At 71.4% G+C, this 22,779-nt stretch carries 21 protein-coding genes and 2 tRNA genes; 8 read left to right on the top strand and 15 right to left on the bottom strand.

Translation table 11 applies throughout. The features are described 5' to 3' along the window. Positions 1-3: 3 nt before the first annotated feature. From def to ACZ45T_RS03035, 8 genes are all read right to left on the bottom strand, one after another. A complete protein-coding gene (gene def, locus ACZ45T_RS03070; protein ID WP_468436820.1) occupies positions 4-639 on the bottom strand; it encodes a peptide deformylase in 636 nt (211 codons plus the stop codon). 83 nt (positions 640-722) lie between these two features. After that, the gene (locus ACZ45T_RS03065; protein ID WP_468436818.1) at positions 723-1,724 is read right to left on the bottom strand and encodes a tetratricopeptide repeat protein; all 1,002 of its coding nucleotides are present in this window, start codon (positions 1,722-1,724) and stop codon (positions 723-725) included. A 102-nt stretch (positions 1,725-1,826) separates the two neighbouring features. Beyond that, the gene (locus tag ACZ45T_RS03060; RefSeq protein ID WP_468436816.1) at positions 1,827-3,080 is read right to left on the bottom strand and encodes an HD-GYP domain-containing protein; all 1,254 of its coding nucleotides are present in this window, start codon (positions 3,078-3,080) and stop codon (positions 1,827-1,829) included. Next, positions 3,077-4,711, bottom strand: coding sequence for an HD-GYP domain-containing protein (locus ACZ45T_RS03055; RefSeq protein ID WP_468436814.1), 1,635 nt, complete (start codon positions 4,709-4,711; stop codon positions 3,077-3,079). The genes ACZ45T_RS03060 and ACZ45T_RS03055 overlap by 4 nt, the downstream gene beginning before the upstream one ends. Positions 4,712-4,902: 191 nt before the next feature. Further along, entirely contained in the window at positions 4,903-5,208 is a 306-nt protein-coding gene (rsrA, locus tag ACZ45T_RS03050) for a mycothiol system anti-sigma-R factor (RefSeq protein ID WP_361946735.1), read from the bottom strand. Beyond that, complete coding sequence (locus ACZ45T_RS03045; RefSeq protein WP_030709911.1) at positions 5,205-5,849, bottom strand: sigma-70 family RNA polymerase sigma factor; 645 nt, start codon at positions 5,847-5,849, stop codon at positions 5,205-5,207. The genes rsrA and ACZ45T_RS03045 overlap by 4 nt, the downstream gene beginning before the upstream one ends. A gap of 275 nt (positions 5,850-6,124) precedes the next feature. Next, positions 6,125-6,769: an alpha/beta hydrolase family protein gene (locus tag ACZ45T_RS03040; RefSeq protein WP_468436811.1), complete on the bottom strand. Its 645-nt coding sequence runs from the start codon at positions 6,767-6,769 to the stop codon at positions 6,125-6,127. A 19-nt stretch (positions 6,770-6,788) separates the two neighbouring features. Beyond that, complete coding sequence (locus ACZ45T_RS03035; RefSeq protein ID WP_468436809.1) at positions 6,789-7,607, bottom strand: SOS response-associated peptidase; 819 nt, start codon at positions 7,605-7,607, stop codon at positions 6,789-6,791. 53 nt (positions 7,608-7,660) lie between these two features. On the opposite strand from ACZ45T_RS03035, the gene ACZ45T_RS03030 reads away from it, so the two are divergent. The 4 genes from ACZ45T_RS03030 to ACZ45T_RS03015 all read left to right on the top strand — a co-directional run bounded on the left by ACZ45T_RS03030 (position 7,661) and on the right by ACZ45T_RS03015 (position 11,261). Beyond that, entirely contained in the window at positions 7,661-8,374 is a 714-nt protein-coding gene (locus tag ACZ45T_RS03030; protein ID WP_468436807.1) for a M50 family metallopeptidase, read from the top strand. Between the two features lie 65 nt (positions 8,375-8,439). Beyond that, positions 8,440-9,780, top strand: a complete 1,341-nt coding sequence (aroA, locus tag ACZ45T_RS03025; protein WP_468436805.1) for a 3-phosphoshikimate 1-carboxyvinyltransferase — start codon at positions 8,440-8,442, stop codon at positions 9,778-9,780. 9 nt (positions 9,781-9,789) lie between these two features. Next, on the top strand, positions 9,790-10,803 hold the full coding sequence (gene rsgA, locus ACZ45T_RS03020; protein WP_468436803.1) for a ribosome small subunit-dependent GTPase A: 1,014 nt from the start codon (positions 9,790-9,792) through the stop codon (positions 10,801-10,803). Between the two features lie 134 nt (positions 10,804-10,937). Next, positions 10,938-11,261: a DMT family transporter gene (locus ACZ45T_RS03015; RefSeq protein WP_328300718.1), complete on the top strand. Its 324-nt coding sequence runs from the start codon at positions 10,938-10,940 to the stop codon at positions 11,259-11,261. Here the strand turns inward: ACZ45T_RS03015 and ACZ45T_RS03010 are convergent. Next, a complete protein-coding gene (locus ACZ45T_RS03010; protein ID WP_468436800.1) occupies positions 11,227-11,769 on the bottom strand; it encodes a TetR/AcrR family transcriptional regulator in 543 nt (180 codons plus the stop codon). The genes ACZ45T_RS03015 and ACZ45T_RS03010 overlap by 35 nt on opposite strands. A gap of 123 nt (positions 11,770-11,892) precedes the next feature. Here ACZ45T_RS03010 and hisN point away from each other — a divergent pair, with 123 nt between their 5' ends. After that, complete coding sequence (hisN, locus tag ACZ45T_RS03005) at positions 11,893-12,696, top strand: histidinol-phosphatase (protein ID WP_468436798.1); 804 nt, start codon at positions 11,893-11,895, stop codon at positions 12,694-12,696. Between the two features lie 157 nt (positions 12,697-12,853). Then, positions 12,854-13,246 carry a CBS domain-containing protein gene (locus tag ACZ45T_RS03000; RefSeq protein ID WP_468437022.1) on the top strand — a complete coding sequence of 131 codons (393 nt, stop codon included), beginning with the start codon at positions 12,854-12,856 and terminating at the stop codon, positions 13,244-13,246. Positions 13,247-13,335: 89 nt separating this feature from the next. Here ACZ45T_RS03000 and ACZ45T_RS02995 read toward each other — a convergent pair whose 3' ends face one another. Next, positions 13,336-14,805 (bottom strand): catalase, encoded by a 1,470-nt coding sequence (locus ACZ45T_RS02995; protein ID WP_468436796.1) that lies wholly within the window; start codon positions 14,803-14,805, stop codon positions 13,336-13,338. 129 nt (positions 14,806-14,934) lie between these two features. Here ACZ45T_RS02995 and ACZ45T_RS02990 point away from each other — a divergent pair, with 129 nt between their 5' ends. Further along, positions 14,935-15,351 carry a Fur family transcriptional regulator gene (locus ACZ45T_RS02990; protein WP_468436794.1) on the top strand — a complete coding sequence of 139 codons (417 nt, stop codon included), beginning with the start codon at positions 14,935-14,937 and terminating at the stop codon, positions 15,349-15,351. A 123-nt stretch (positions 15,352-15,474) separates the two neighbouring features. On the opposite strand, the gene ACZ45T_RS02985 is transcribed toward ACZ45T_RS02990, so the two are convergent. The 4 genes from ACZ45T_RS02985 to ACZ45T_RS02970 form a co-directional block, all read right to left on the bottom strand. After that, positions 15,475-15,548 (bottom strand) — tRNA-Met (locus tag ACZ45T_RS02985). Between the two features lie 292 nt (positions 15,549-15,840). Continuing rightward, on the bottom strand, positions 15,841-17,712 hold the full coding sequence (locus ACZ45T_RS02980) for a tetratricopeptide repeat protein (RefSeq protein ID WP_468436792.1): 1,872 nt from the start codon (positions 17,710-17,712) through the stop codon (positions 15,841-15,843). Between the two features lie 192 nt (positions 17,713-17,904). Beyond that, positions 17,905-17,978 (bottom strand) — tRNA-Met (locus ACZ45T_RS02975). 52 nt (positions 17,979-18,030) lie between these two features. After that, positions 18,031-20,910: a UPF0182 family membrane protein gene (locus ACZ45T_RS02970; protein ID WP_468437020.1), complete on the bottom strand. Its 2,880-nt coding sequence runs from the start codon at positions 20,908-20,910 to the stop codon at positions 18,031-18,033. 130 nt (positions 20,911-21,040) lie between these two features. On the opposite strand from ACZ45T_RS02970, the gene ACZ45T_RS02965 reads away from it, so the two are divergent. After that, the gene (locus ACZ45T_RS02965) at positions 21,041-21,610 is read left to right on the top strand and encodes a PPA1309 family protein (RefSeq protein WP_468436790.1); all 570 of its coding nucleotides are present in this window, start codon (positions 21,041-21,043) and stop codon (positions 21,608-21,610) included. A gap of 21 nt (positions 21,611-21,631) precedes the next feature. Here the strand turns inward: ACZ45T_RS02965 and ACZ45T_RS02960 are convergent, their stop codons facing one another. Further along, positions 21,632-22,723, bottom strand: a complete 1,092-nt coding sequence (locus ACZ45T_RS02960; RefSeq protein WP_468436788.1) for a YlbL family protein — start codon at positions 22,721-22,723, stop codon at positions 21,632-21,634. Positions 22,724-22,779: the final 56 nt, after the last annotated feature.

Raw genomic sequence — 22,779 nt, 5'->3', positions numbered from 1 at the left:
CAACTACGCGTTGGGGACGGTCTCGTAGCGCGGGGTGCCCTCTTCCATCTGGCGCAGGGCGTCCTTGCGGTCCCGCTTCGAGAGCCGGTCGATGTACAGGTAGCCGTACAGGTGGTCGGTCTCGTGCTGGAGGCAGCGGGCGAAGTAGCCGGTGCCTCGCACCTTGATCGGGTTGCCCTGCGCGTCCTGGCCCTCGACCTCGGCGTAGTCCGGGCGGGCCAGCGAGGCGTAGGCCGTCGGGACCGACAGGCAGCCCTCGTTGGAGTCGTCCAGCACGCGCGCACCCGCCGGCAGCTCGACGAGCTTGGGGTTGACCACGACACCCGTGTGGCGCTTGCCGTCGTCGTCCGGGCAGTCGTAGACGAAGACCTTGGCGTCCACGCCGATCTGGTTCGCGGCCAGGCCCACGCCCTCCGCGGCCTTCTGGCTGGCGAACATGTCGTCGATCAGCTGCGCCAGTTCGTCGCCGAACTCGGTGACGTCCTTGCACTCCCGGTGCAGGACCGGGTTGCCGACGACGGTGATCGGGCGGGCGGTGCCGCGCTCACGGTGGGCGAGCTCGCGCTCGGCGCAGTCCTCCGTGTCCACGACGTACCCGTCGTTCACGATCTCGACAACCTCGTTCTCCTGCTGCGACATGTCCGCCGTACGCCTTCCGTAAGTACCGGTCACCGATGGTCGCCGATGGCCACCGATGTGCCCGTACAGCCTACGGCCAAGGCTCAGCAGACTTCTTCGAGATCCCGCCACTCGCGGGTGTCCGGGCTGTCCGCGACCCAGCCGTCGAGCAGTCCCCGCACCAGTCCGGCGGGGGCCGCGATACCGCATTCGCGCTCGGGCACCCACAGGGATCCGGAGCCGGCCGTGCGGTGCCCCAGCGGTCCGGGATGCCCCGGCTCGCTGTGGTCGTGCGGATCCAGGTGCTCGCCGTCGCCCTCGTCGCTCGGCATCTCGCTCTCCGAGCAGGTCCGGCACAGCAGCCGCACCGACGAGGACCAGTCCTCGGCGGCGAAGCCGGCGTCCGAGGCCAGCTGCTCCAGCGCGTCGCGGTCCGCCTCGGTGGCCGCCTCCAGCAGCACCACCCAGGTCGGCACCGGCGACGGCGCCCACAGCTCGATCTCGTCGAACACGGGGTACGAGGGGCCGGCCGCGGTCACCCGCTCGCCGTGCGGAACCCCGTCGTGGAGCACGACCTCGCCCCAGCGCCGCCCCGAGGAGGGCAGCGGGATCGACAGGACCTCCAGCCGGGCCGGGTCCAGCCGCCGGCCCCACACCACCTCGGCCTCGCCCTCGGGCGAGAGCCGCACGGCCGCGCTGCCGAGCTCCATGCCGACCGGTTCGCCACTGCCCTTGCCTCCCGCGCCGTGCGGGTCGCCCGGCACCTTCAGCCCGTACGCCTGCCACGCCCGCCGGGCCAGCGGCCAGTCCTGGAGCGCGGTGGCGGCGATGCCGACGTTCCACCAGTCCGGGGCGCCGGTCTCGCGGTCCAGCAGGGCCACGGCGCGCAGCCCGGCGGCCCGCGCCTGCTCCCAGTCGTGCCGGAACTTGTGCAGCAGCGCCAGATTGAACCAGGACTCGGACAGCCAGGGCTCCAGGTCCGCGGCTCTGGTCAGGAGCGCGCCCGCGTCCTCGTACCGCCCGTCGCCGATCAGCGTGAACGCGCGGTCGGTGGCCTGCCGCCACGAGGCGGAGGGCCGATGCCGTACCTTCCCGAAGATCCTCACGATTCCCGCCTGCCGGTCCTGTGCAGCCTTGCGGACACTCTCACGGTCCCCCTTACTGGCATCCAACCATGCCCACTCGGACGGCCGCTCATTACTCATGGGTTACCCAGGTGGGACGGGAACAACTCTGTCACGTCCACCCCTGGCCAGAACCCTTGCCAGGCACTCCACGACCTCCGGCTGGTAATCGTGCCCGGTGCCCAGGCGGAGCTGTTCCAGGGCGGCCAGTGAGCCACCCGGGTGACGGCTCCCGCCGGCCAGGTCGTCGTACGCATTCACCGTACGCACGATGCGGGCCAGGGCGGGCTGCTCCCGGTACGGATCCGCCTGCCGCTCCACCACCACGGCGACCTCGGCGGGCACCCCGGTCTGCCGGGCCACCTCCCCGCCCAGCCCGGCGATCCGGCGCGCCTCGGCCGCGGGCAGCTCGGCGGTGGCCCCGTCCGGGACCGGGTCGATGAGGGAGAGCTGCCCGATGTCGTGCATCAGGGCGGCGTACTCCAGCACCGTGAGCTCCCGCTCCGACAGGCCCAGCTCCCGGCCGACGGCGCAGCTCAGCACGGCGACCCGGCGGGCGTGGCCCGGCCGGGTGTAACCGGCGATCTCGGTGGCGCGGGCCAGGGAGGTGATGGTCTGGCGGTAGGTGGTGCGGATCGCGGTGATCCGGTGGAAGGACATCTGGGTCAGCAGCAGGGGCACGCTGAAGACGGGCAGGGCCCACAGGCCCGCGACGGCCACGCCGAGGGCCATCACGACTCCGGTGGCGCAGATCGCCGAGCCGATGCCGAGCTGGGCGCGCAGCTCGTCGCGCAGCAGGGGCCCGTACGGCCAGCCCGTGCGGGCGCCGGCCAGGGCAGCGGCGAGCACGGCGTCGCACAGGGCGGTGAGGCCGAGGAGGCAGAGCAGGAAGAGGACGAGGTACGGGCCCTGGCCCACCCACTCCTCCAGGCGGCCGGAGTTGTAGAGCGGCTGGAAACAGGCGGCGGCGAAGGCGACGGTGAGGACCCGCCGGGACAGGTGGTCCACGGCCGGGCCGCGCCCGCGGGCCACGTGCGGGACGATCCCGAGGAGGGCGGCCGCGACGACGACCGCGACGATCTGGAGCACCCCGTGGTGGGTGGACTGCGCGGCGTTCTGGCCGAGCAGGGCGTAGGCGAGGGCGCCCGCGGAGCCGAGCGGCGCGGGCTGGCGGTCGGCGCCGTCTGCCCTGCGGGCGAGCTCACCGATGGCGATCAGGGTCCCGAAGGCGAGGGCCACGCCGGGCTCGACGATGCCGTTCCACAGGGTGTGGCCGAGGCCGGCCAGGGTGAGCACGGCCGCGGCCCCCCGCACGCCCCACACGGCCGTCCCCCTCATGTCCCGTCACCCGCCCGGCGGCGGCCCGGCGCGTCCGCGCCCCCGACGTCGCCCGGGGCGGTGGCGACGGGCCGAGCCTGTCCGGGCGGAGCCCGGTGCCCGGGCGAGCCGGGTTTCCCGGGGCTCCGCCCCACACCCCACGCCTCAAACGCCGGCGAGGCTGGATCGGGGCCGTCGGCCCGGCCGGGAACCGGCTGTGTCCCGTCGGTCGGCGGAGCCGGAGCGGCATGCCGCGGGCCTTGGCCCGGCAGCGCGGACAGCGCCGGCCCTCCGACGCCGCCACCCCCAGCGGGAGCGGACGGGCTGATCACCTGGAGGTCCTCGTCGGAGGTGACCACGGGGTGCCAGCCGTGCCGCCCGATGGCGCCCGCCAGGGCCCGTACCATCGCCGGGTCGAACTGGGCCCCCGCACACCGCTCCAGCTCGGCGAGAGCCGTCGGCACCGGCCGGGCCCGGCTGTAGGAGCGGGTCGAGGTCATCGCGTCGAAGGCGTCGGCCACCGCCACCACCCGGGCCAGCACCGGAATCTGCTCGCCGGTCAGCCCGTACGGGTAGCCGGAGCCGTCGACCCGCTCGTGGTGGTGCAGGATCGCGGCCCGGGCCTCCCCCAGGAAGCCGATGCCGCGGACCATCTCGTGCCCGTACTCGGGGTGCAGCTCGATGATCCGGCGCTCCTCCGGGGTGAGCGGCCCGTCCTTGCGCAGCAGCCGGGTGGGGACGCCGAGTTTGCCGACGTCGTGCAGGATCCCGGCGATGCGCACGACCTCCATCCGGTCCTCGGCCATGCCCAGCTCGCGGGCGATCATCGCGGAGGCCTGGCCGACCCGTTCGCTGTGGCCGCGCGTGTAGCGGTCCTTGATGTCGACGGCCTGGACGAGGGCGCGGATGGTGGCCTGGTGGGCGGCGCGCTCGCGGTGGTACTGGGCGAAGACCCAGCAGGAGATGTACATCGGCAGCAGCACGAGCAGGGCGGCCGGGAGCCCGTAGGAGCTGCGCCACATGACGGCCATCATCAGGCCGGCGAGGCCGTGGACGCAGTGCGGGACGAGGGAGCGGGTGACCAGTCCGCGCCAGGCGGTGGCGGCCGGCCGGCGTTCGGCGGTGGCCAGGATGCCCGAGTCGAGGGCGGTGAGCACGAGGCAGAAGGCGATGGCCGCGGCCGCCGCGGGCAGCATCACGTAGGGGAAGTCGGCCACCCGAACCGGCGGCCCGGACCCTCCCGGGGGCCCGCCGCCGAGGGCTGCCGGGCCGCGCAGCAGCCCGTACGTCTGCCCCGCGGCCCAGGCGGCTATGGACTGCTGCGCGCAGTGCCACACCCGGCGCACCCAGGCGGGCCGCTGGACCACGGTGCCCGCGAGGCCCCCGGGCAGCGCCACGAGCGCGGCGGCGGCGGGCGGCAGCAGGAAGACGGCGGCCAGCACGACGGGGAAGAAGGAGCCGATCCCCTCGGGCACCCGGCCGGCCGGCAGCGGGCAGATCCTCACGAGTTCGCAGCCGAGGTAGAGCACGGCGAGCAGGCTCACGGCCGCCCAGGGCGTGCCGGCATCGGTGAGGGCCGGGGCGACGCACGCCATTGCCGCAAGGACGGCGCACAGGATGTATCCGCGCGCCCCCGGCGGAAGTACCCGCATGGCGCTCTCCTCCCCTGTGCCGTGCACGCCAGGTACCGAATCAAACCAGCACCGAATGGGGAGAATAAGTGGGGCCCCGGGCGAGGTGGGCCACATTTTCGTATTGCGGCATGCGGACGCCCCCGGATTAGCACATTCGGGTGAACGAAGTGCCCTTCCGGGGGCGGTTGTTCAATGCGTTGCCGACCCGGTCAGCCGGGAGCCGGGTTGTCGGCGGCGACGTCGTGATCGGGGACCGCCTGTCCCGACCGGATCAGCTCGATCCGGCCCATCACCTTCGACCGCAGGTCGGTCGGCACGTCGTCCGACCCGCAGCAGCGCTTCACCAGCTTCTTGACGGCCTGCTCCAGGCCGTACTTCTCCAGACAGGGATTGCACTCGCCGAAGTGGGTCTCGAACTTCGTGCAGTCGCTGTCGGGCATCTCATGGTCGAGGAACTCGTACAGGTGATCCAGGACCTCAGAGCACTCCGTCTCGTGCGGCTCTCCGCAACTCATGAGCCCGAGCCTTTCCGGTCGTTCGACTCTCCCGCGCCTGCGGGAACCAGCCCGCGCTCACGGGCATAGTCCTCCAGCATTCCGCGGAGTTGACGGCGGCCACGGTGCAGTCGCGACATGACCGTACCGATGGGTGTACCCATGATGTCCGCGATCTCCTTGTACGCAAAGCCCTCTACGTCGGCAAGATAGACCGCGATGCGGAACTCCTCGGGAATGGCTTGAAGGGCTTCCTTCACATCCGAATCCGGCAGGTGGTCGAGCGCCTGCGACTCGGCGGAACGCAAACCGGTCGACATGTGCGACTCGGCGCGCGCCAGCTGCCAGTCCTCGATCTCCTCCGCGGCGCTGCGCTGGGGCTCACGCTGCTTCTTGCGGTAGGAGTTGATGAACGTGTTGGTCAGGATGCGGTAGAGCCACGCCTTCAGGTTGGTGCCCTCGCGGAACTGGTGGAAGGACGCGTATGCCTTCGCGTACGTCTCCTGGACCAGGTCCTCGGCGTCGGCCGGGTTGCGCGTCATGCGCAGCGCGGCCGAGTACATCTGGTCGAGGTAGCCGAGGGCGTCCCGTTCGAAGCGCGCGTTGCGCTCCGGGGTCGTCTCCTCCGCGTGGCCTTCGTCGGTCCCAGCGACAGGACCCACCTCCTCCGACTGCGTGGCGGCTCCGAAAGCGGTTCCGCTCGAATCGGAGAATAGTCGACCATCATGTCCTTCCGCCGCCCGAAGCGTGCTGCGCTTGGGGGCAGGAAGAACCGTCCAGTCCAGGTCAGCGGCCTGCCGACGGTTCTGACTGATGACCTGGGTCATGCGCTCCCTCTCCTCCGACAAGTTCCCGTACATACCGACATCCGAGACAACAGAAGGGCAGGACCGCGCATTCCCGCGTACGGGAGGGGGTTTCGGCCTTCAGGTCGCGGCTACTTCCCGGCCGGGAGCGCCAGCAGCCATTCCGCGACCGAATCGGTGATCATCCCGAGGGCCTCGTCCTGGGTGAGGTCCGCTTTCTTCGGCACGGCGAATCCGTGATCGCCGTACGGGATCTCCACCAGCGCGTGCCCTCCCGCGGGGAACTCCTCCGGGCGCCCGAAGGAATCCCGGCCGCCCTGGACCACCAGGGTGGGCCGCCCGGCCCCCGTGAGCTCCTCGGCCCGGGACTTCTCCGGCCGGCCCGGCGGGTGCAGCGGGAACGCCAGCGCCAGCACCCCGGCCGCGCCGAGCTCGGCGGCGGTCCGGCAGGCCACCCGGGCCCCGGCGCTGCGGCCGCCCGCGACCACCGGCAGCCCGGGCTTCGCGAGCGCCGGCCACAGCCCGCGCCATCCCTCGTCCAGCACCTTGGGCGCGGCGGCGACCTTCTTCCCGGCGACCCGCCAGGGCTGTTCGACCAGCGCGACGGTGATCCCGCGGGCGGGCAGGGCGGCGGCCAGCGCCTGGAGGTCCCGGGCCTCGATGCCGCCGCCGGCGCCATGGCTCACGGCGAGCACGAGCTTCGCGCCGCGGGCGGTGTGCCAGGTGATGCGGGCCTCGCCCGCCGGGGTGTCGACGCTCTCGGTACGCGTGGTCATGCACCCCATACTCACAGCACTAGAACAGGGTGCCCTCCTCCGGCGCGGCCAGTTCCTCCAGCAGCTCCGGCCCGTTGTTGCGGACGTTGCTCACGGCGGTGGACACCGGGTAGGCCCGCATCAGTCCGCCCGGCGGCGGTGCCAGCAGTTCCCGCAGCGGGCCCTCGGTGTCGGTGTTCGCGGGATCCAGCCAGGCGTCCCAGCGGTCCGGGGTCAGCATCAGCGGCATCCGCGGGTGGATGTCGGACAGCGAGCGCGGTCCCTCGGCCGGGGCGACGCCCAGGGGCCCGGTCTCGGCCTCGGTGGTGATCACCGAGCAGGTGGCCCACCAGGCGAGCGGGTGCCCGTCGGGCAGGGTCCGGTCGCGCCAGAACTCGTATATCCCGGCCATGGCGAAGACGGAGCCGTCGGAGGGGAGCACGAAGTAGGGCTGCTTGCGGGCCCGCTTCTTCTTCCCCTCCACCTCCAGCTGCCGCTCGTCGTGGGCGGTGACCCACTCGTAGTAGCCGTCGGCGGGGATGATGCAGCGGCGCTGCGCGAAGGGGCGGCGGAAGGACGGCTTCTCGGCGAGCGTCTCGGAACGGGCGTTGATCATCCGGGCGGCGCCGTCGGGGTTGGCCGCCCAGGAGGGGACCAGTCCCCATTTCAGGACGCGCAGCTGGCGAACCGGACGCGGATGCGGGGCGTCTTTCAGGGGACGGTCGAGGACGACGTGGACCTCTTTCGTCGGCGCCACGTTCCAGTCGGGGGCCAGCGCCTCCTCGGGCTCCCACCTCTCGATCCCGAAGGCCTCCACGAGGTCCTCGGGCTTACGGCTCGACGCATACCTTCCGCACATGGCTGACACACTGCCATGGCACCAGCCCGCCACCGCAAGGAGTCCGCCACCTTATGGACAGCAGCACGACGGCCGGCCTGTGGGACCGGCTCACGGGTATACAGACCACGCCCGACCGGTGGCTGGTGATCGTGACCGGCCTGGTCGCGCTCGCCGTCGTGGGTCCCCGCCCGCTGTGGCTGCTGTCGCGCAACGCCATCACCATCGCTCACGAGGGCGGGCACGGGCTGCTGGCGAAGCTGACCAGGCGGGAGCTCAAGGGCATCCGGCTGCACTCCGACACCAGCGGGGTCACCCTCAGCCGGGGCAAGCCGACCGGACTCGGGATGATCCTGACCGCCGCGGGCGGGTACACGGCGCCTCCGCTGCTCGGGCTCGGCGGGGCGGCGCTGCTGTCCGCGCACCGGATCACGCTGCTGCTGTGGGCGGCCACCGCCCTGCTCGTGGCGATGCTGGTGATGATCCGCAACGCCTACGGCGTGCTGACCGTGGTGCTGTCCGGCGGGTCCTTCCTGCTGGTGTCATGGCTGGCCCCGGCGGAGGTGCAGGCCGTCTTCGCGTACGGCGTGGTGTGGTTCCTGCTGCTGGGCGGGGTCCGGCCGGTGTTCGAGCTGGGGTCCAAGCGCCGGCACGGTGGAGCGCCGGACTCCGACGCCGACCAGCTGGGCCGGCTCACCCACCTGCACCCGGTGGTGTGGCTGCTCTTCTTCCACGTCGTCGCGCTGTGCTCGCTGATCGGCGGCGGCCGTTGGCTGCTCCACCTGTGACCGCCCTCTGAGACCGGGGGTGCGATCAAGATCTGGCGCCGGGGGAAGCCACTAAAGTGGGGGCCATGACCGAGACCCCCGCGCTCCCTGCCCTCTGGCCCGCTCCGCTCGCCGATGGGACCGTCCACGCCACCGTCACGGTGCCGGGGTCCAAATCGGTCACCAACCGCGCGCTCGTGCTCGCCTCGCTCGCCGCCGAGCCCGGCTGGGTGCGCCGCCCGCTGCGCTCGCGCGACTCCCAGCTGATGTCCGACGCGCTGCGCGCGATGGGCGTGGGCATCGAGGAGACCGTCTCGTCCAGCTCGGCCGGTGACGGCGAGAGCGGCGAGGCCTGGCGGATCATCCCGGCTGCCCTGCACGGCCCGACCACCGTGGACGTCGGCAACGCCGGCACGGTCATGCGCTTCCTGCCGCCCGTCGCCACCCTCGCCGACGGGGACATCCGCTTCGACGGCGACCCGCGCTCCTACGAGCGCCCGCTCGGCCAGGTCATCACCGCCCTGCGCGCCCTCGGCGCCCGGATCGACGACGACGGCCGGGGCGCGCTGCCCATGACCGTCCAGGGCGGCGGGGCCCTGGAGGGCGGCACGGTCGAGATCGACGCCAGCAACTCCTCGCAGTTCGTCTCCGCGCTGCTGCTCTCCGCCCCGCGCTTCAACCAGGGCGTCGAGGTCCGGCACGTGGGCGGCAACCTGCCCTCGATGCCGCACATCCGGATGACCGTGGAGATGCTGCGCGCGGCGGGCGCCCAGGTCGACACCCCCGAGGCGGGCGGCGAGAAGGACGTGTGGCGGGTGACCCCCGGCGCGCTCCTGGGCCGCGACATGGTCGTGGAGCCGGACCTCTCCAACGCCCAGCCCTTCATGGCCGCGGCCCTGATCACCGGCGGCACGGTCACCATCCCGGACTGGCCCCGCCGCACCACGCAGCCCGGTGACGCGCTGCGCCGGATCTTCACCGAGATGGGCGGCTCCTGCGAGCTGACCGACGCGGGCCTGGTCTTCACCGGCACCGGCAAGATCCACGGCATCGACGTGGACCTGAGCGAGGTCGGCGAGCTCACCCCGGGCATCGCGGCGGTGGCGGCCCTGGCCGACTCCGAGTCGGTGCTGCGCGGGGTCGCGCACCTGCGGCTGCACGAGACGGACCGGCTGGCCGCCCTCACCAAGGAGATCAACGCGCTCGGCGGCGACGTCACCGAGACCGCGGACGGTCTGCACATCCGGCCGCGCCGGATGCACGGGGGCGTCTTCCACACGTACGACGACCACCGGATGGCCACCGCGGGCGCGGTGATCGGCCTGGCGGTGGAGGGCGTACAGATCGAGAACGTGGCGACGACCGCGAAGACCCTGCCGGACTTCCCGAAGATGTGGACAGACATGCTCGCGGGAGCGGGAGCGTAGGGGCCCGTCATGCGCAGGTACGGCAAGCACACCGACGAGGACGACATCCGCCAGCGCCCCAACCCCAAGGGCAACCGGCCGCGGACGAACATCCGGCCCAAGCACGAGGACGCCTCCGAGGGCTTCGTCCTCACCGTCGACCGCGGGCGCCTGACGTGCCTGGTCGGGGACCGCACCACGGTGCACGCCATGAAGTCCAGGGAACTGGGCCGCAAGGCGGCGGTGGTCGGCGACCGGGTCTGGATCGTCGGCGACCTGTCCGGCAAGAAGGACACCCTCGCCCGGATCGTGCGGATCGAGGAGCGCAAGTCCGTCCTGCGGCGCACCGCGGACGACGACGACCCGTACGAGCGGGTGGTCGTCGCCAACGCCGACCAGTTGGCCATCGTCACGGCCCTGGCCGACCCGGAGCCGCGGCCCCGGATGATCGACCGCTGTCTGGTGGCGGCGTACGACGCCGGGCTGGAGCCGCTGCTCGTGCTCACCAAGTCCGACCTGACCTCCGCCGACAAGATCCTGGAGATCTACTCGACGCTCGGCGTGAACTACGTGGTCACCAACCGCGAGGAGCTCGCCGCGGGCGACGCGGCCGCCAAGGTGCGCGAGCGCCTGGAGGGCCGGATCACCGCGTTCGTGGGGCACTCGGGCGTCGGCAAGACCACCCTCGTCAACTCCCTGGTGGCGCCGGACCGCAAGCGGGCGACCGGGGTGGTCAACGCGGTCACCGGGCGCGGCCGGCACACCACCACCTCGGCGCTGGCGCTGCCGCTGCCCGGGATGGAGGGCTGGGTCATCGACACGCCGGGCGTGCGCTCCTTCGGCCTGCACCACGTGGACCCGTCCCGGGTGATCCTGGCCTTCCCGGACCTGGTGCCGGGTACGGAGGAGTGCCCGCGCGCGTGCAGCCACGACGAGCCGGACTGCGCGCTCGACAAGTGGGTGGAGGACGGCCACGCGGACCCGGCGCGGCTGTATTCGCTGCGGCGGCTGCTGGAGACGCGCGAGCGCCGCGAGGGCGACTGACCGGCAACTGACCGGGAACTGATCGGAACTGATCAGCGGCTGCTCGTCCGGCGGGGTTTGCAGGCAACCGTGTCTGGTAAATGCATAATCGCACCAAGTGACGCGATGTCACGTGACGCGGGGAGGCATACGACATGGCGTGGCTGCTGGTCGTCGTCGCGGGAATCCTGGAGACCGGTTTCGCGGTCTGCCTCAAGCTCTCCCACGGGTTCACCCGGCTGTGGCCGACCGTCGCCTTCGCGTGCTTCGCGCTCGGCAGCTTCGGCCTGCTGACGCTGGCGCTCAAGAAGCTGGACGTGGGCCCGGCCTACGCGGTGTGGACGGGCATCGGCGCGGCCGGCACGGCGATCTACGGCATGATCTTCCTCGGCGACCTGGTCTCCACCCTCAAGCTCGTCTCGATCTCGCTGGTCATCCTGGGTGTCATCGGACTCCAACTGTCCGGGTCGGCGCACTGAGCAGCCGGAGCAGCTCGCCCGGCCCCGGCTCCTCCCCCGGGGCGATCACGTAGGACAGGGCCAGGCGCACGGCGAGCTCGCACCGCTGGACGCCCTCCCCCGGCACGAGCGCGGCGGCCGCCCGGTCGCGCACGGCCCGGGCCAGCTCGCCGGGCCCGGGCGTCCTGCCGCCCGCGGTCGGCAGGCCCGCGTCCCAGCTGCCGGTGAGCAGGGCCCGTACGAGGGGATACGCGCGGGCCGCCCGTACGGTCCACTCCGCGACCGCGGCGAGCCGCTCGGCCTCCCGGGCGGGGGCGTTCAGGGCCCGGTCCACCCCGTCGAGGTACCGGTCGGCCTCGCGGCGGACCAGGGCGCGGCCCAGGCCCGCCTTTCCGCCGAACTCGTTGTAGAGGGTCTGCCGGGAGACCCCGGCGGCGGCGGCCACGTCGACCATCCGCACGGAGGGCCAGGGGCGCGCCGAGAGCGCTGCTCCCGCCGCCTCCAGCAAGGACTCCCGGGCTGCCGGCATCTTCGCCTCCCCGCTCGGCTCTCCGGCCAGAGTTGACGGAGCGACAGATCCTGTCAAGGGCGCGTTCGCGCCGCACTGTGGACCTCGCTGGTCGGGGTCCGGGAGTCTCGATACTGTTCGGACATGCCCGAGTATGACGATGACCTGCGCCTTGCCCTTGAGCTCGCCGACGCGGCGGACGCCGCCACGATGGAGCGCTTCCGTGCCCTCGACCTGTTGGTCGAGACGAAGCCGGACATGACCCCGGTGAGCGAGGCCGACAAGGCCGCCGAGGAGATCATCCGGGCGGGCATCGCCGCCGCGCGGCCCGACGACGCGATCCTGGGCGAGGAGTACGGCCTGAAGGGCAGCGGTCCGCGCCGCTGGGTCGTCGACCCGATCGACGGTACGAAGAACTACGTGCGCGGGGTCCCCGTCTGGGCGACCCTGATCTCCCTGATGGCCGAGGGCGCGGACGGCGAATTCCGCCCGGTGGTCGGCGTGGTGTCCGCGCCGGCGCTGGGCCGCCGCTGGTGGGCTTCGCAGGGCGGGGGCGCGTACGCGGGCGGCGCGCTCGGCGAGACCGCCACGATCGGCGTCTCGAAGGTGGCCGGGCTGGGCGACGCCTCGTTCGCGTACTCCTCGCTGGGCGGCTGGGAGGAGCAGGGTCGGCTCCCCGGGTTCCTGAACCTGGCCCGCGCGTGCTGGCGTACGCGTGGCTACGGCGACTTCTGGCCGTACATGATGGTCGCGGAGGGCTCGCTGGACCTGTGCGCCGAGCCGGAGCTGAACCTGTGGGACATGGCGGCCATCGCGGTCGTGGTCCAGGAGGCGGGCGGCCGTTTCACCAGCCTGGACGGGGTGGACGGGGTGCACGGCGGGAACGCGGCGGCCTCCAACGGGCTGCTCCACGAGGAGATGCTGGAGCTGCTGCGCCCGGACGCCTGAACCACGCCTGAAGATGCTCCCCTGCGCGCCCCCTTGTTGGCCCCGCGTAGGAGTGGGAGTCTGAGAATCCTCCGCTTGTGCGCTTGTGAATCCTTTCTCTAGGATTCCGGGCGCACCCCACCCGAGCGGAGGGACTCACCAGGAGGTGGCTCTCTTCATGCTCGTCCGCGACGCCATGAGCACCCTGATCCTGACCCTCGGACCCGCCCACACCCTCCGGCAGGCGGCCTGCCTGATGTCCGGCCGACGCGTCGGCGCAGCCGTAGTCCTCGACCCCGACCACAGCGGAATCGGCATCCTGACCGAGCGCGACATCCTCAACTCGATCGGCGCGGGCCACGATCCCGACCGGGAGTCCGTGGGCGCGCACACCACCAACAACGTCGTCTTCTGCACCCCGGACGCCACCGTGCAGGACGCCGCCGAGGCGATGGCCCACGGCGGCTTCCGGCATCTGATCGTGCTGGAGGACGGCGGCCCGGTGGGCATCGTGTCCGTGCGCGACGTCATCCGCTGCTGGGTGCCCGCGCGGCGCACGGTCCCGGCGTAAGCGGCACGGGCGCCGGCGCGCAACGACGCCGGGCCGGAACCCTCCGAGGAGGGTTCCGGCCCGGCGTCTCGCTACGACAAGCGAGCCATTCAGCCGCGAAGGGCCTGGACCGCGGCTTCGAGCCGCTTGCCGAAGTCACCGTCCGCCTGGCGGAAGTTGTCGATCGCACGCTCGACGATGTCGTCGCGGGAGACCTTGGCGATGAAGCCGGACAGGTTCTCGATCAGACGGGACTTCTCGTCCTCCGAGTACAGGCGGTAGAGGTTGCCCGCCTGGACGAAGTCGTTGTCCTCGCTGTGGACGGCGGCGGCGTGGTTGCCCGTGCCACCGGTCACGTCGATGGGCTGCCACAGCGGGCGGTCCGTCTGGTGCGGGCCGCCGAAGCTGTTCGGCTCGTAGTTCTTCGCGCCCTTGTGGCGGCCGTCGTACAGGTAGCCGTCGCGGGAGTTGGTGCGCGCCTCGGTGGCGTGCGGACGGTTCACCGGCAGGTGGTCGGCGTTGATGCCGACGCGGTAGCGGTGGGCGTCGCCGTAGCCGAAGAGACGGCCCTGGAGCATCTTGTCCGGGGACGGACCGATACCGGGGACGAAGTGCGCCGGGGAGAAGATCGACTGCTCGACCTCGGCGAAGACGTTCTCCGGGTTGCGGTTGAGCTCCAGCTTGCCGATCTCGATCGGCGGGTAGTCCTCGTGCGGCCACACCTTGGTGAGGTCGAACGGGTTGAAGCGGTAGTGCGCCGCCTCGGCCGCCGGCATGATCTGGACCTGCACGGTCCAGGTCGGGAAGTCGCCGCGCTCGATGGACTCGCGCAGGTCGCGCTGGTGCGAGTCGGGGTCTTCACCGGCGAGCCGGTTGGCCTCGGCCTGGGTGAAGTTCTTGATGCCCTGGTCGGTCTTGAAGTGGTACTTGACCCAGAAGACCTCGCCGGCCTCGTTGTTCCACTGGAACGTGTGCGAGCCGTAGCCGTTCATGTGGCGGTAGGTCGCCGGGATGCCGCGGTCACCGAACAGCCAGGTCACCTGGTGGGTGGACTCGGGCGACAGACCCCAGAAGTCCCAGACGTTGTCCGCCTCCTGCGAGCCCGTGTACGGGTCGCGCTTCTGGGTGTGGATGAAGTCGGGGAACTTGATGGCGTCCTTGATGAAGAACACCGGGGTGTTGTTGCCGACGAGGTCGTAGTTGCCCTCTTCGGTGTAGAACTTCAGCGCCCAGCCGCGGGGGTCGCGCACCGCGTCGGCGCTGCCGAGGTTGCCCGCGACGGTGGAGAAGCGCAGGAAGGTCTCGGTCTGCTTGCCGACCTCGGACAGGAACTTGGCGCGCGTCCACTGCGAGACGTCGCGGGTCAGCGTGAAGGTGCCGTACGCGCCGGCGCCGCGGGCGTGGACCACGCGCTCCGGGATGCGCTCGCGGTTGAAGTGCGCGAGCTTCTCCAGCAGGAGCTGGTCCTGGACCAGCACGGGACCGCCGACGCCGGCCGTCTCGCTGTTCTGGTTGTCGGCGACCGGAGCCCCGGCCTCCGTGGTGAGCGGTCCCTGCGTCACGTGCGCCTCCTGCGTCATTCCTGCATGTCCTGTCCTTGGCGTTCGCCGTCTCCGATCCTACGATGGACTTTGTCTAAGTCAAGTAAGCATCCAAGTCCGCACTGGTTCGGGAGTTACACCGGACCCCTCACTGTTAGGCTGACGTCCATGAGTGACCTGCTGGAACGACTTCGCGGACGCGGCTGGCGCATGACCGCACAGCGGCGCGTCGTGGCCGAGGTGCTCGACGGTGACCACGTGCACCTGACGGCCGACGAGGTGCACGCGCGAGCCGTGGCGAAGCTGCCCGAGATCTCCCGCGCCACCGTCTACAACACGCTGGGCGAGCTCGTCACCCTCGGCGAAGTCCTGGAAGTCTCCACGGACCGCCGGGCCAAGCGGTACGACCCGAACGCCCACCAGCCCCACCAGCACCTGGTCTGCGCCCAGTGCGGCGCGATCCGCGACGTCCACCCGGCCGGCAACCCGCTCTCCGACCTGCCGGACACCGAGCGCTTCGGCTTCGTCGTGTCGGCGGTCGAGGTGACGTACCGCGGGATCTGCCCGAACTGCGCCGGCGCCTGAACCTGAAGACGAGTAGGGCCCGGACCCCACGGGGGTCCGGGCCCTACTGCTTCACTGCGACCACTTCGTGCACGGAAACGACTCAGGGCCCGGATCCATTGGATCCGGGCCCTGAGTCTTCAGTAGCGGGGACAGGATTTGAACCTGCGACCTCTGGGTTATGAGCCCAGCGAGCTACCGAGCTGCTCCACCCCGCGTCGGTAAACCCAACGTTACGTGAAGGCCCCCGACAGATGCAAATCGGTTAACCGGGCAGCTCCCGGCCGCGTTCACGCATGTACACGAGGTGCTCGCGCAGCGGCGCGGTGTCCCCGACGAGCACACTCCAGCCCCGCCGGCCCACTCCAGCCTCGCCGGCGTTTGAGGCGCGGGGGCCGGGGCGGAGCCCCGATCTTCCAGCCCCGCCGGCGTTTGAGGCGCGGGGGTCCGGGGGCAGAGCCCCCGGCAGCGGCGCCGCACCCGCGGGGACGGCCGAGCCCCCGGCCAGGGTCAGGCCGAGAGCTCCTCCGCCAGCGCCTCCCGGAGCCGCGCCGCCCGCTCCGAAACCTCCGCCGGCCCCAGCTCCATGGCCCGCACGCACCACTTCTGGCCCTCCGCCAAGTCACCGTGACGAGCGGCCAGCAGACCCAGCCGCAGCGCCGCGCGCCCATGGCCCGCCACCGCCGCACGGGTCCACCACAGGGCGGCTTCCGGCTCGCTCCCCTCGCGGGCCAGCAGCAGCCCCAGGTTGAACGCCCCGTTGCGGGACCCGGCCTCGGCCGCCTCCCGGTACCAGCGCGCGGCGACCGCCAGGTCACCGCGCGCGGCGGCCAGCATGCCGACCCGCACCTGGGCCCGGCGGTGCCCCAGCTCGGCGGCCCGCTCGTACCACTCCTCGCTCTCGGTGCGCGGCGCGCCGCCCACCGGCTCGCCCAGGGCCACCGGCTCCGGCGGCGGAGCCAGCGACTCCAGCAGCGCGGCCAGGCGGAACGCCGCCTCCGCGCTGCCGCCGCCCGCCGCGCACCGCAGGTGGCGCTCGGCGGCCCGCTCCTCCCCGTCCCGTACCAGTGCGATCCCGACTTGGAGCGCCGCGTCGGTGTGGCCGGCCGACGCGGCCCGCTCGTACCACTTCAGCGCCGTCCGGTCCTCGTCCCGGCTGGCGAAGAGGATCCCGAGGTTGAACGCGGCGTCGACGCTGCCCGCCTCCGCCGCCTTCGAGAACCACGGCTCCGCGCCCGCCGCGTCCCCGACCTGGAGCAACATGATGGCCAGGGCGTTGGCCGCCTCGCGGTGCCCCGCGTAGGCGGCCCGCCGGTACCACTGCTCGGCCTGCGCGGTCCGCTCCTGAGCGACGCACAGCAGGGCGAGGTTGTACGCCCCGTTCTGGTCGCCGGCGTCCATGGCGGTCCGGTACCAGCGCTCCGCGGTCTGGGTCTCGCCGCGTGCGGCGTGCAGCGCGCCCAGCGCGTTCGCGGCGTTGCCGTCGCCGTCCTGCGCCGCGCGGTGCCACCACGTGGCCGCGCTGTCCTCGTCGCCCGCGTCGCGCAGCAGGAAGCCGAGCGCGCACGCGGCCCGGGCCTCGCCCTGCTTGGCGGAGGTCAGGTACCAGCGCCCGGCCTCCTTGAGCTCGCCGCGCGCCTCCAGCAGCGCGCCCAGGTGCAGCGCGGCACGCCGGTGCCCGCGCGCGGCGGCCTGCCGGTACCACTGCTCGGCCTCGGCGGGGTCGCCCTTGCGCAGGTGCCGCGCCAGCCGGTACGCGGCTTCGCGGTGCCCCTGTTCCGCGGCGGCGCGGAACCACCGCTCCACACCCTTGTCCCCGCGGTGCTCCAGCAGGTCGGCCAGCCCGTACGCGCCCAGGGCGTGGCCGGATTCCGCCGCCTGCCGCATCCAGTACTCGGCCGCGGGCTCGTCCCCGCGCTCGCGGAAGTGGCGGCCCAGGGCGTGCGCGGCCGGCGCGGATCCGGCCACGGCGGCGACCCGCCACCAGTCGGCGGCCTCTTCGGGGTAGCCCCGCTGGTGCAGCAGCACGCCGAGGTTGTTCGCGGCGGCGCGGTCCCCTTCGGCGGTGGCCCCCCGCAGGTACGGCTCGGCCCCGGCGAGGTCGCCGCGGCGCAGCAGCAGCGCGCCGAGCACGCTCATGGCACCGGGGTCGCCCTTGTCGGCGGCCACCCGGTGCCGGGCTTCCAGCTCGGCGTCGCTCGCCGCATCGGTCTCGGCGAACACTTCCTCCGCGCTGTGCTTGTCCAAGAATTCCGCATCGGTCAGAGCGGTCTGCGTGTTGACAACGGGAGCCGAGTCACCGGCTCCCGTACCCGGCTCGGTCTCCGCCCTCACAAACCGCCCTGTCTCCAGCAGAGTTGACCTGTCCCCCATAAATCCCATCGTCGCATCACCTGCTACCCGCGTACACCTGGTATGTCGCAGCCAGTGAGGTCACTACAGCGTTTTGTCGACATGCCCACAGTGGGTCAAGTCAAACACGCTCCACCGACAACTCACCCGCCCCAGCTAACGCGTGGCCGCCCCGGGCATGACGAAGGCCCGGATCCCATGGATCCGGGCCTTCATCTTCAGTAGCGGGGACAGGATTTGAACCTGCGACCTCTGGGTTATGAGCCCAGCGAGCTACCGAGCTGCTCCACCCCGCGTCGGTGAAACCACAGTATCACGACGCGGGACGGAGCCCTTACCCATTGATCATCAGCCGGCCGGCTTGGGCGCCGTCAGCTTCGCCTCCGCGTCGATCGCCCGCTTCAGCGCCGCCTTGATCTCGTCCTGCGCCTTGCCGAAGGCCGCCCAGTCACCGGCCTGCCTGGCCTTCTCGGCGTCCTCGACGGCCTTCTGCGCGTCGGCGAGGGCCGCCTTGACCGTCGGGTCCTGGCTGACCGGGGGCGGCGTGGTGCCGTCGCCCGGCGGCTGGGTCGGGGGCACCGGCGTCGTCGCGGCCTCGGCCCCGAAGACCACGTTCAGCGCCTTCTCCAGCGTGTCCTCGAAGGCGGTCTGGCCTCCGTAGGTGACGAGCACCTTGCGCAGCAGCGGGTACTTCAGGCCGGAGCTGCGGACGTACACCGGCTCCACGTACAGCATTCCGCCGTCCAGCGGCACCGCGAGCAGGTTGCCGTACTCGATCTCCGAGTCACCACCGCGCAGCAGGCGGATCGACTCGGCGATCTTCGGTTCGGACTGGAACTTGCTCTGTACCTGACCGGGGCCGTCCGGCGGCTTGCTGGTCGGCATCTTCAGGATTCTGATCTTGCCGTAGTCCGGAGTGCCCGGATCGGCGTTGACCGACATGAAGGCACTCAGGTTGGGCCGCTCGTTCGGCGTGAACGTCGTGGTGAGCGAGAAGACCTGGTCCTTCTCCTTCTGGCCCGGCATCTTCATCGACAGGTAGTACGGCGGAACCGCCGTGCCGGCCTTGGTCGTCGGGTCGTCCGGGACCGCCCAGGCCTCACTGCCGCTGAGGAAGGTCTGCGGGTCCGTGACGTGGTACCGGGTCAGCAGCTCGCGCTGGACCTTGAAGAGGTCCTGCGGGTAGCGCAGGTGGTCCATGAGCGGCTTGGCGATCTCGCTCTTGGGCTTCACCGTGCCCGGGAAGGCCTTCATCCAGGTCTTGAGGACCGGGTCCTCGGTGTCCCACTGGTACAGGTTGACCGAGCCGTCGTACGCGTCGACGGTGGCCTTCACCGAGTTGCGGATGTAGTTGACCTGGTTCTCCTGCGCCACCACCGCGCGCTGGCTGTTGGTCAGCGAGTCGGCGGTGCTCTGGCCCAGCGTGGTGCGCGAGGCGTACGGGTAGCCGTTGGTCGTCGTGTAGGCGTCGACGATCCAGACGACCCGCTTGCCGATGACGGCCGGGTACGGCGCGCCGTCGATGGTCAGCCACGGGGCGACGGCCTCGACGCGCTGCTTGGGCGTGCGGTTGTAGAGGATCCGCGAGCCGTCGCCGATGGCGCCCGAGTACAGGATCTGCGGCTCGCTGAAGGTGAGCGCGTACGCGGCCCGGTTGATCGGGTTGTCGAGATTGACGCCGGAGTCGCCCTTGTAGGAGGTCTCCTTCTCACCCTTGTCGTCCGAGTAGTCGAGCTCCTTCTGCGGCCCGCCGACGATCGAGTACTGCTTCGTCTGCTCGCCGTAGTAGATGCGCTGCTCGAAGTCCGTGCCGAACATCCCCTTGGAGGGGAGGTCGGACTGGGTGAAGTCCGGGGCGCCCTGGTCGCCGACGGTGGTTCCCTTGGCCGCGACCACGCCGTAGCCGTGCGTGTACTTGAAGTGGTCGTTGATCCAGTTGTTCTTCGGGATGCCGCCGATGTTCAGCTCGCGCAGCCCGATGACCGTGTCCTGCCCGCTGTACCGGTCCACGGCGAGCGTGGACGGGAACGCGTAGTAGCCCTTGACCTGCTGGAGCTGCTGGAAGGCGGGCGAGACGATGTTCGGGTCGAGGAGGCGGATGCTGGCCGTGGTGTCGGCCTGCGGCCGCAGCTTGGTCCGGTCCTGTGTCTGCGGGGCCCCTGGGTAGTCCGTGACGTCGGAGCCGGCGATCCCGTAGGCGTCGCGCGTCGCCTTGATGTTCTTCTGGACGTACGGGGATTCCTTGGCCTGCTCGTTCGGCTGGACCTGGAACTTCTGCACGATCGCCGGGTAGAGACCGCCGATCAGGATCGCCGAGAGCACCATCAGGCCGAAGCCGATGACGGGCAGCTGCCAGGTGCGGCGCCACAGCGTCGCGAAGAACAGCACGGCGCAGATCGCGGCGATGGCGACGAGGATCGTCTTCGCCGGCAGGTACGCGTTCGCGTCGACGTAGCGCAGGCCGGTCCAGTTGTCCGCGGCCTTGAAGTCGCTGGACTTCACGGCGAGGCCGTACCGGTCGAGCCAGTACGCGACCGCCTTGAGCGAGACGAACAGGCCGAGCAGCACCGACAGGTGCCCGGTCGCCGCGGCGGTGGCCCGGGCGCCCGGGCTGGTCACGCGCAGTCCGCCGTACAGGTAGTGCACGACGGCCGCGGCGATCACCGACAGCACGACCGCGGCGAAGCCGAAGCCGAGCAGGAAGCGGTACCAGGGCAGGTCGAAGGTGTAGAAGGACACGTCCATGTGGAACTGGGGGTCCTTCGTGCCGAAGGTCACCCCGTTCACGTACATGAGCCAGGTCTTCCACTGGCCGGCCGCCGAGGCGCCCGCGATCAGGCCGACGAGCACGGCGATGCCGAGGAGCAGCCACTTCTTGTACGGGGCGATGCTCATCCGGTAGCGGTCGAGGCTCTGCTGTTCCATCGACATCGCGCTGAGCGGCGGCCGCAGCCGGTGCGCCAGCCAGATGTTGAAGCCCACGGCCCCCGTCATCAGCAGACCGAAGACGGCGAACAGGCCGATCTTGGTCCACAGGGTGGTGGTGAAGACGGTGGAGTACTTCACGGAGCGGAACCAGAGCCAGTCCGTCCAGAAGCCCGCGAACATGATGAAGAGCATGGCGAGCACGGCCAGCACGCCCAGGGTCATGAGGAGAGTGCGGGCTCGCCGGGACGGGCGGCCGACTCTCATCCGTGGCCCGGAAGGGCCTCCGCCGCGGTCCGGCATCTGGAAAGCCAAGGTGCGCACCTCGAAAGTCGCTGAGTCTGGTGTTGAACGGGCCCCCGATCGTAGAGCCCACTCATGCAACTTACTGAGGCTTTAGTCAGTTCCCGGTATCCGGCGGAAAGGAGGCAGGATGTTGCCCATGTCCAACCTTTCGCCTTCCCCCGGCACTCCCATGGCGGCCAGCCCGCTGACCCGTGCCTGCCTTGAGATCGACGAGTACGCGGCCGGCCTCGGCTGGGACAAGCCCGCGCGGCTGTTCGCCCTCGTCGACACCGCCCGGCTCAAGAAGCAGGAGCCGCGCCTCGCGGGCCAGCTCGGTCTCGACCAGGACGACGCCGGCAAGTCCTCCCTCACCCCGATCGAGCAGGACGAGGTCCCGGCCGGCACCGCGCTCGACAAGTTCCTCGGCACCATCGCCTGGCCCGACGCGGTCGTCGGCTGCGCGCTGACGGTGGAGCGGCTGATGCTGCCGCCGTCCGCGGAGGCCTCCGTACCGGAGGGGCTGAACGACAAGCAGCTGGCGAAGTGGGTCGCCGGGCACCCGGAGCGGCAGGAGGTCCGCATCACCGTGGCCGTACTGCGCGACGGTTCGCGCGAGTCGGCCGTACGGCTGCGCGAGAAGGACTCCTCGACCGAGGTCCTCACCGGCGGGGGCCTGGTGCCCGGGCTGGCGGAGGCGCTGGCCGCGACCTTCTCGTAGGCCCCGGCGCTCGTAGGGGGGTCAGGGCTTGGCGCTGCACTGGGGCAGCCCGGCCGTGTCCCCCTTGCTGATCTTCTCCAGCGCCTTCGTGGCGTCGTCGATGGTGGCGACCTTCACCAGGGTCAGCCCGTCCGGCACGTGGGACGCCGCGGAGGCGCAGTTCTCGGCGGGCGTCAGGAAGAACTCGGCGCCGGCCTGGCGGGCGCCGATGGTCTTCATCTGGATGCCGCCGATCGGGCCGACCTTGCCCGCGTCGTCGATGGTGCCGGTGCCCGCGATGAACTTGCCGCCGGTCAGGTCCTCCGGGGTGAGCTTGTCGACGATGCCGAGGGCGAACATCAGACCGGCGCTCGGGCCGCCGACGTCGGCGAGCTTGATGTCGATCGTGAACGGGAAGGTGTGGTCGGTCCCGGCCCGGATGCCGACGACGGCGTGGCCGTCGCCCTCCGCCTTGCCCGCGGTGATGCTGACCTTGGCCACACCGGAGGGCTCGCGGTTCACCTTCGCCGCCTCGGCCGCCTCGGCGGCGGGCACGATGGTGAACTCGACCGGCTCGCCGGGCTTGTGCTTGGTGACGAGCTTGGCGACGTCCTCGGGGGCGGTGACGGGGGCGCCGTCGACCGCCTTGATCACGTCACCGGCGTGCAGCCGGCCTTCGGAGGGGCTGCCCTTGACGACGGAGGCGACGATCACGCGGGCGGTGACCGGGATGCCGAGCTGCTTCAGGGCCGCCACCTTGGCGCTCTGCTGCGACTGGCTGAACTCCTCGGCGTTCTCCTGGGTGGACTCCGCGTCGGTCTTGCCGTTCGGGTAGAGGTTCTCGTGCGGCACGACGATGTTGTCGCCGGCCAGCCACCCGTACACCGCTTCGACCAGGTTCATGTCGTAGTCCGCGCCCGTGACGCGGACCGTCGTCATGTTGAGGTGACCGCTGGTCGGGTACGTCTTGCGCCCCGCGATGTTCAGTACGGGCTCGCCGTGCGAATCCCCGAGCGTGTTCACGGTCGGACCCGGGCTCATCTCGGAGTACGGGACCTTGATGAACACCCCGGCGATGAGCAGCGCGAACAGCACGAGGGTGGAGGCGAGCATCGTCGCGGTGCGGCGTGGCATGGATCCGACAGTACGGGACGGCCCTGGCGGGCGGCCCTCGGGGCCGGTCCGTACGG

Source organism: Streptomyces sp. NPDC030995 (assembly GCF_055571215.1).
Note: the sequence above shows the minus strand (reverse complement) of the source record. Positions and strands in the feature narration are given on the sequence as shown.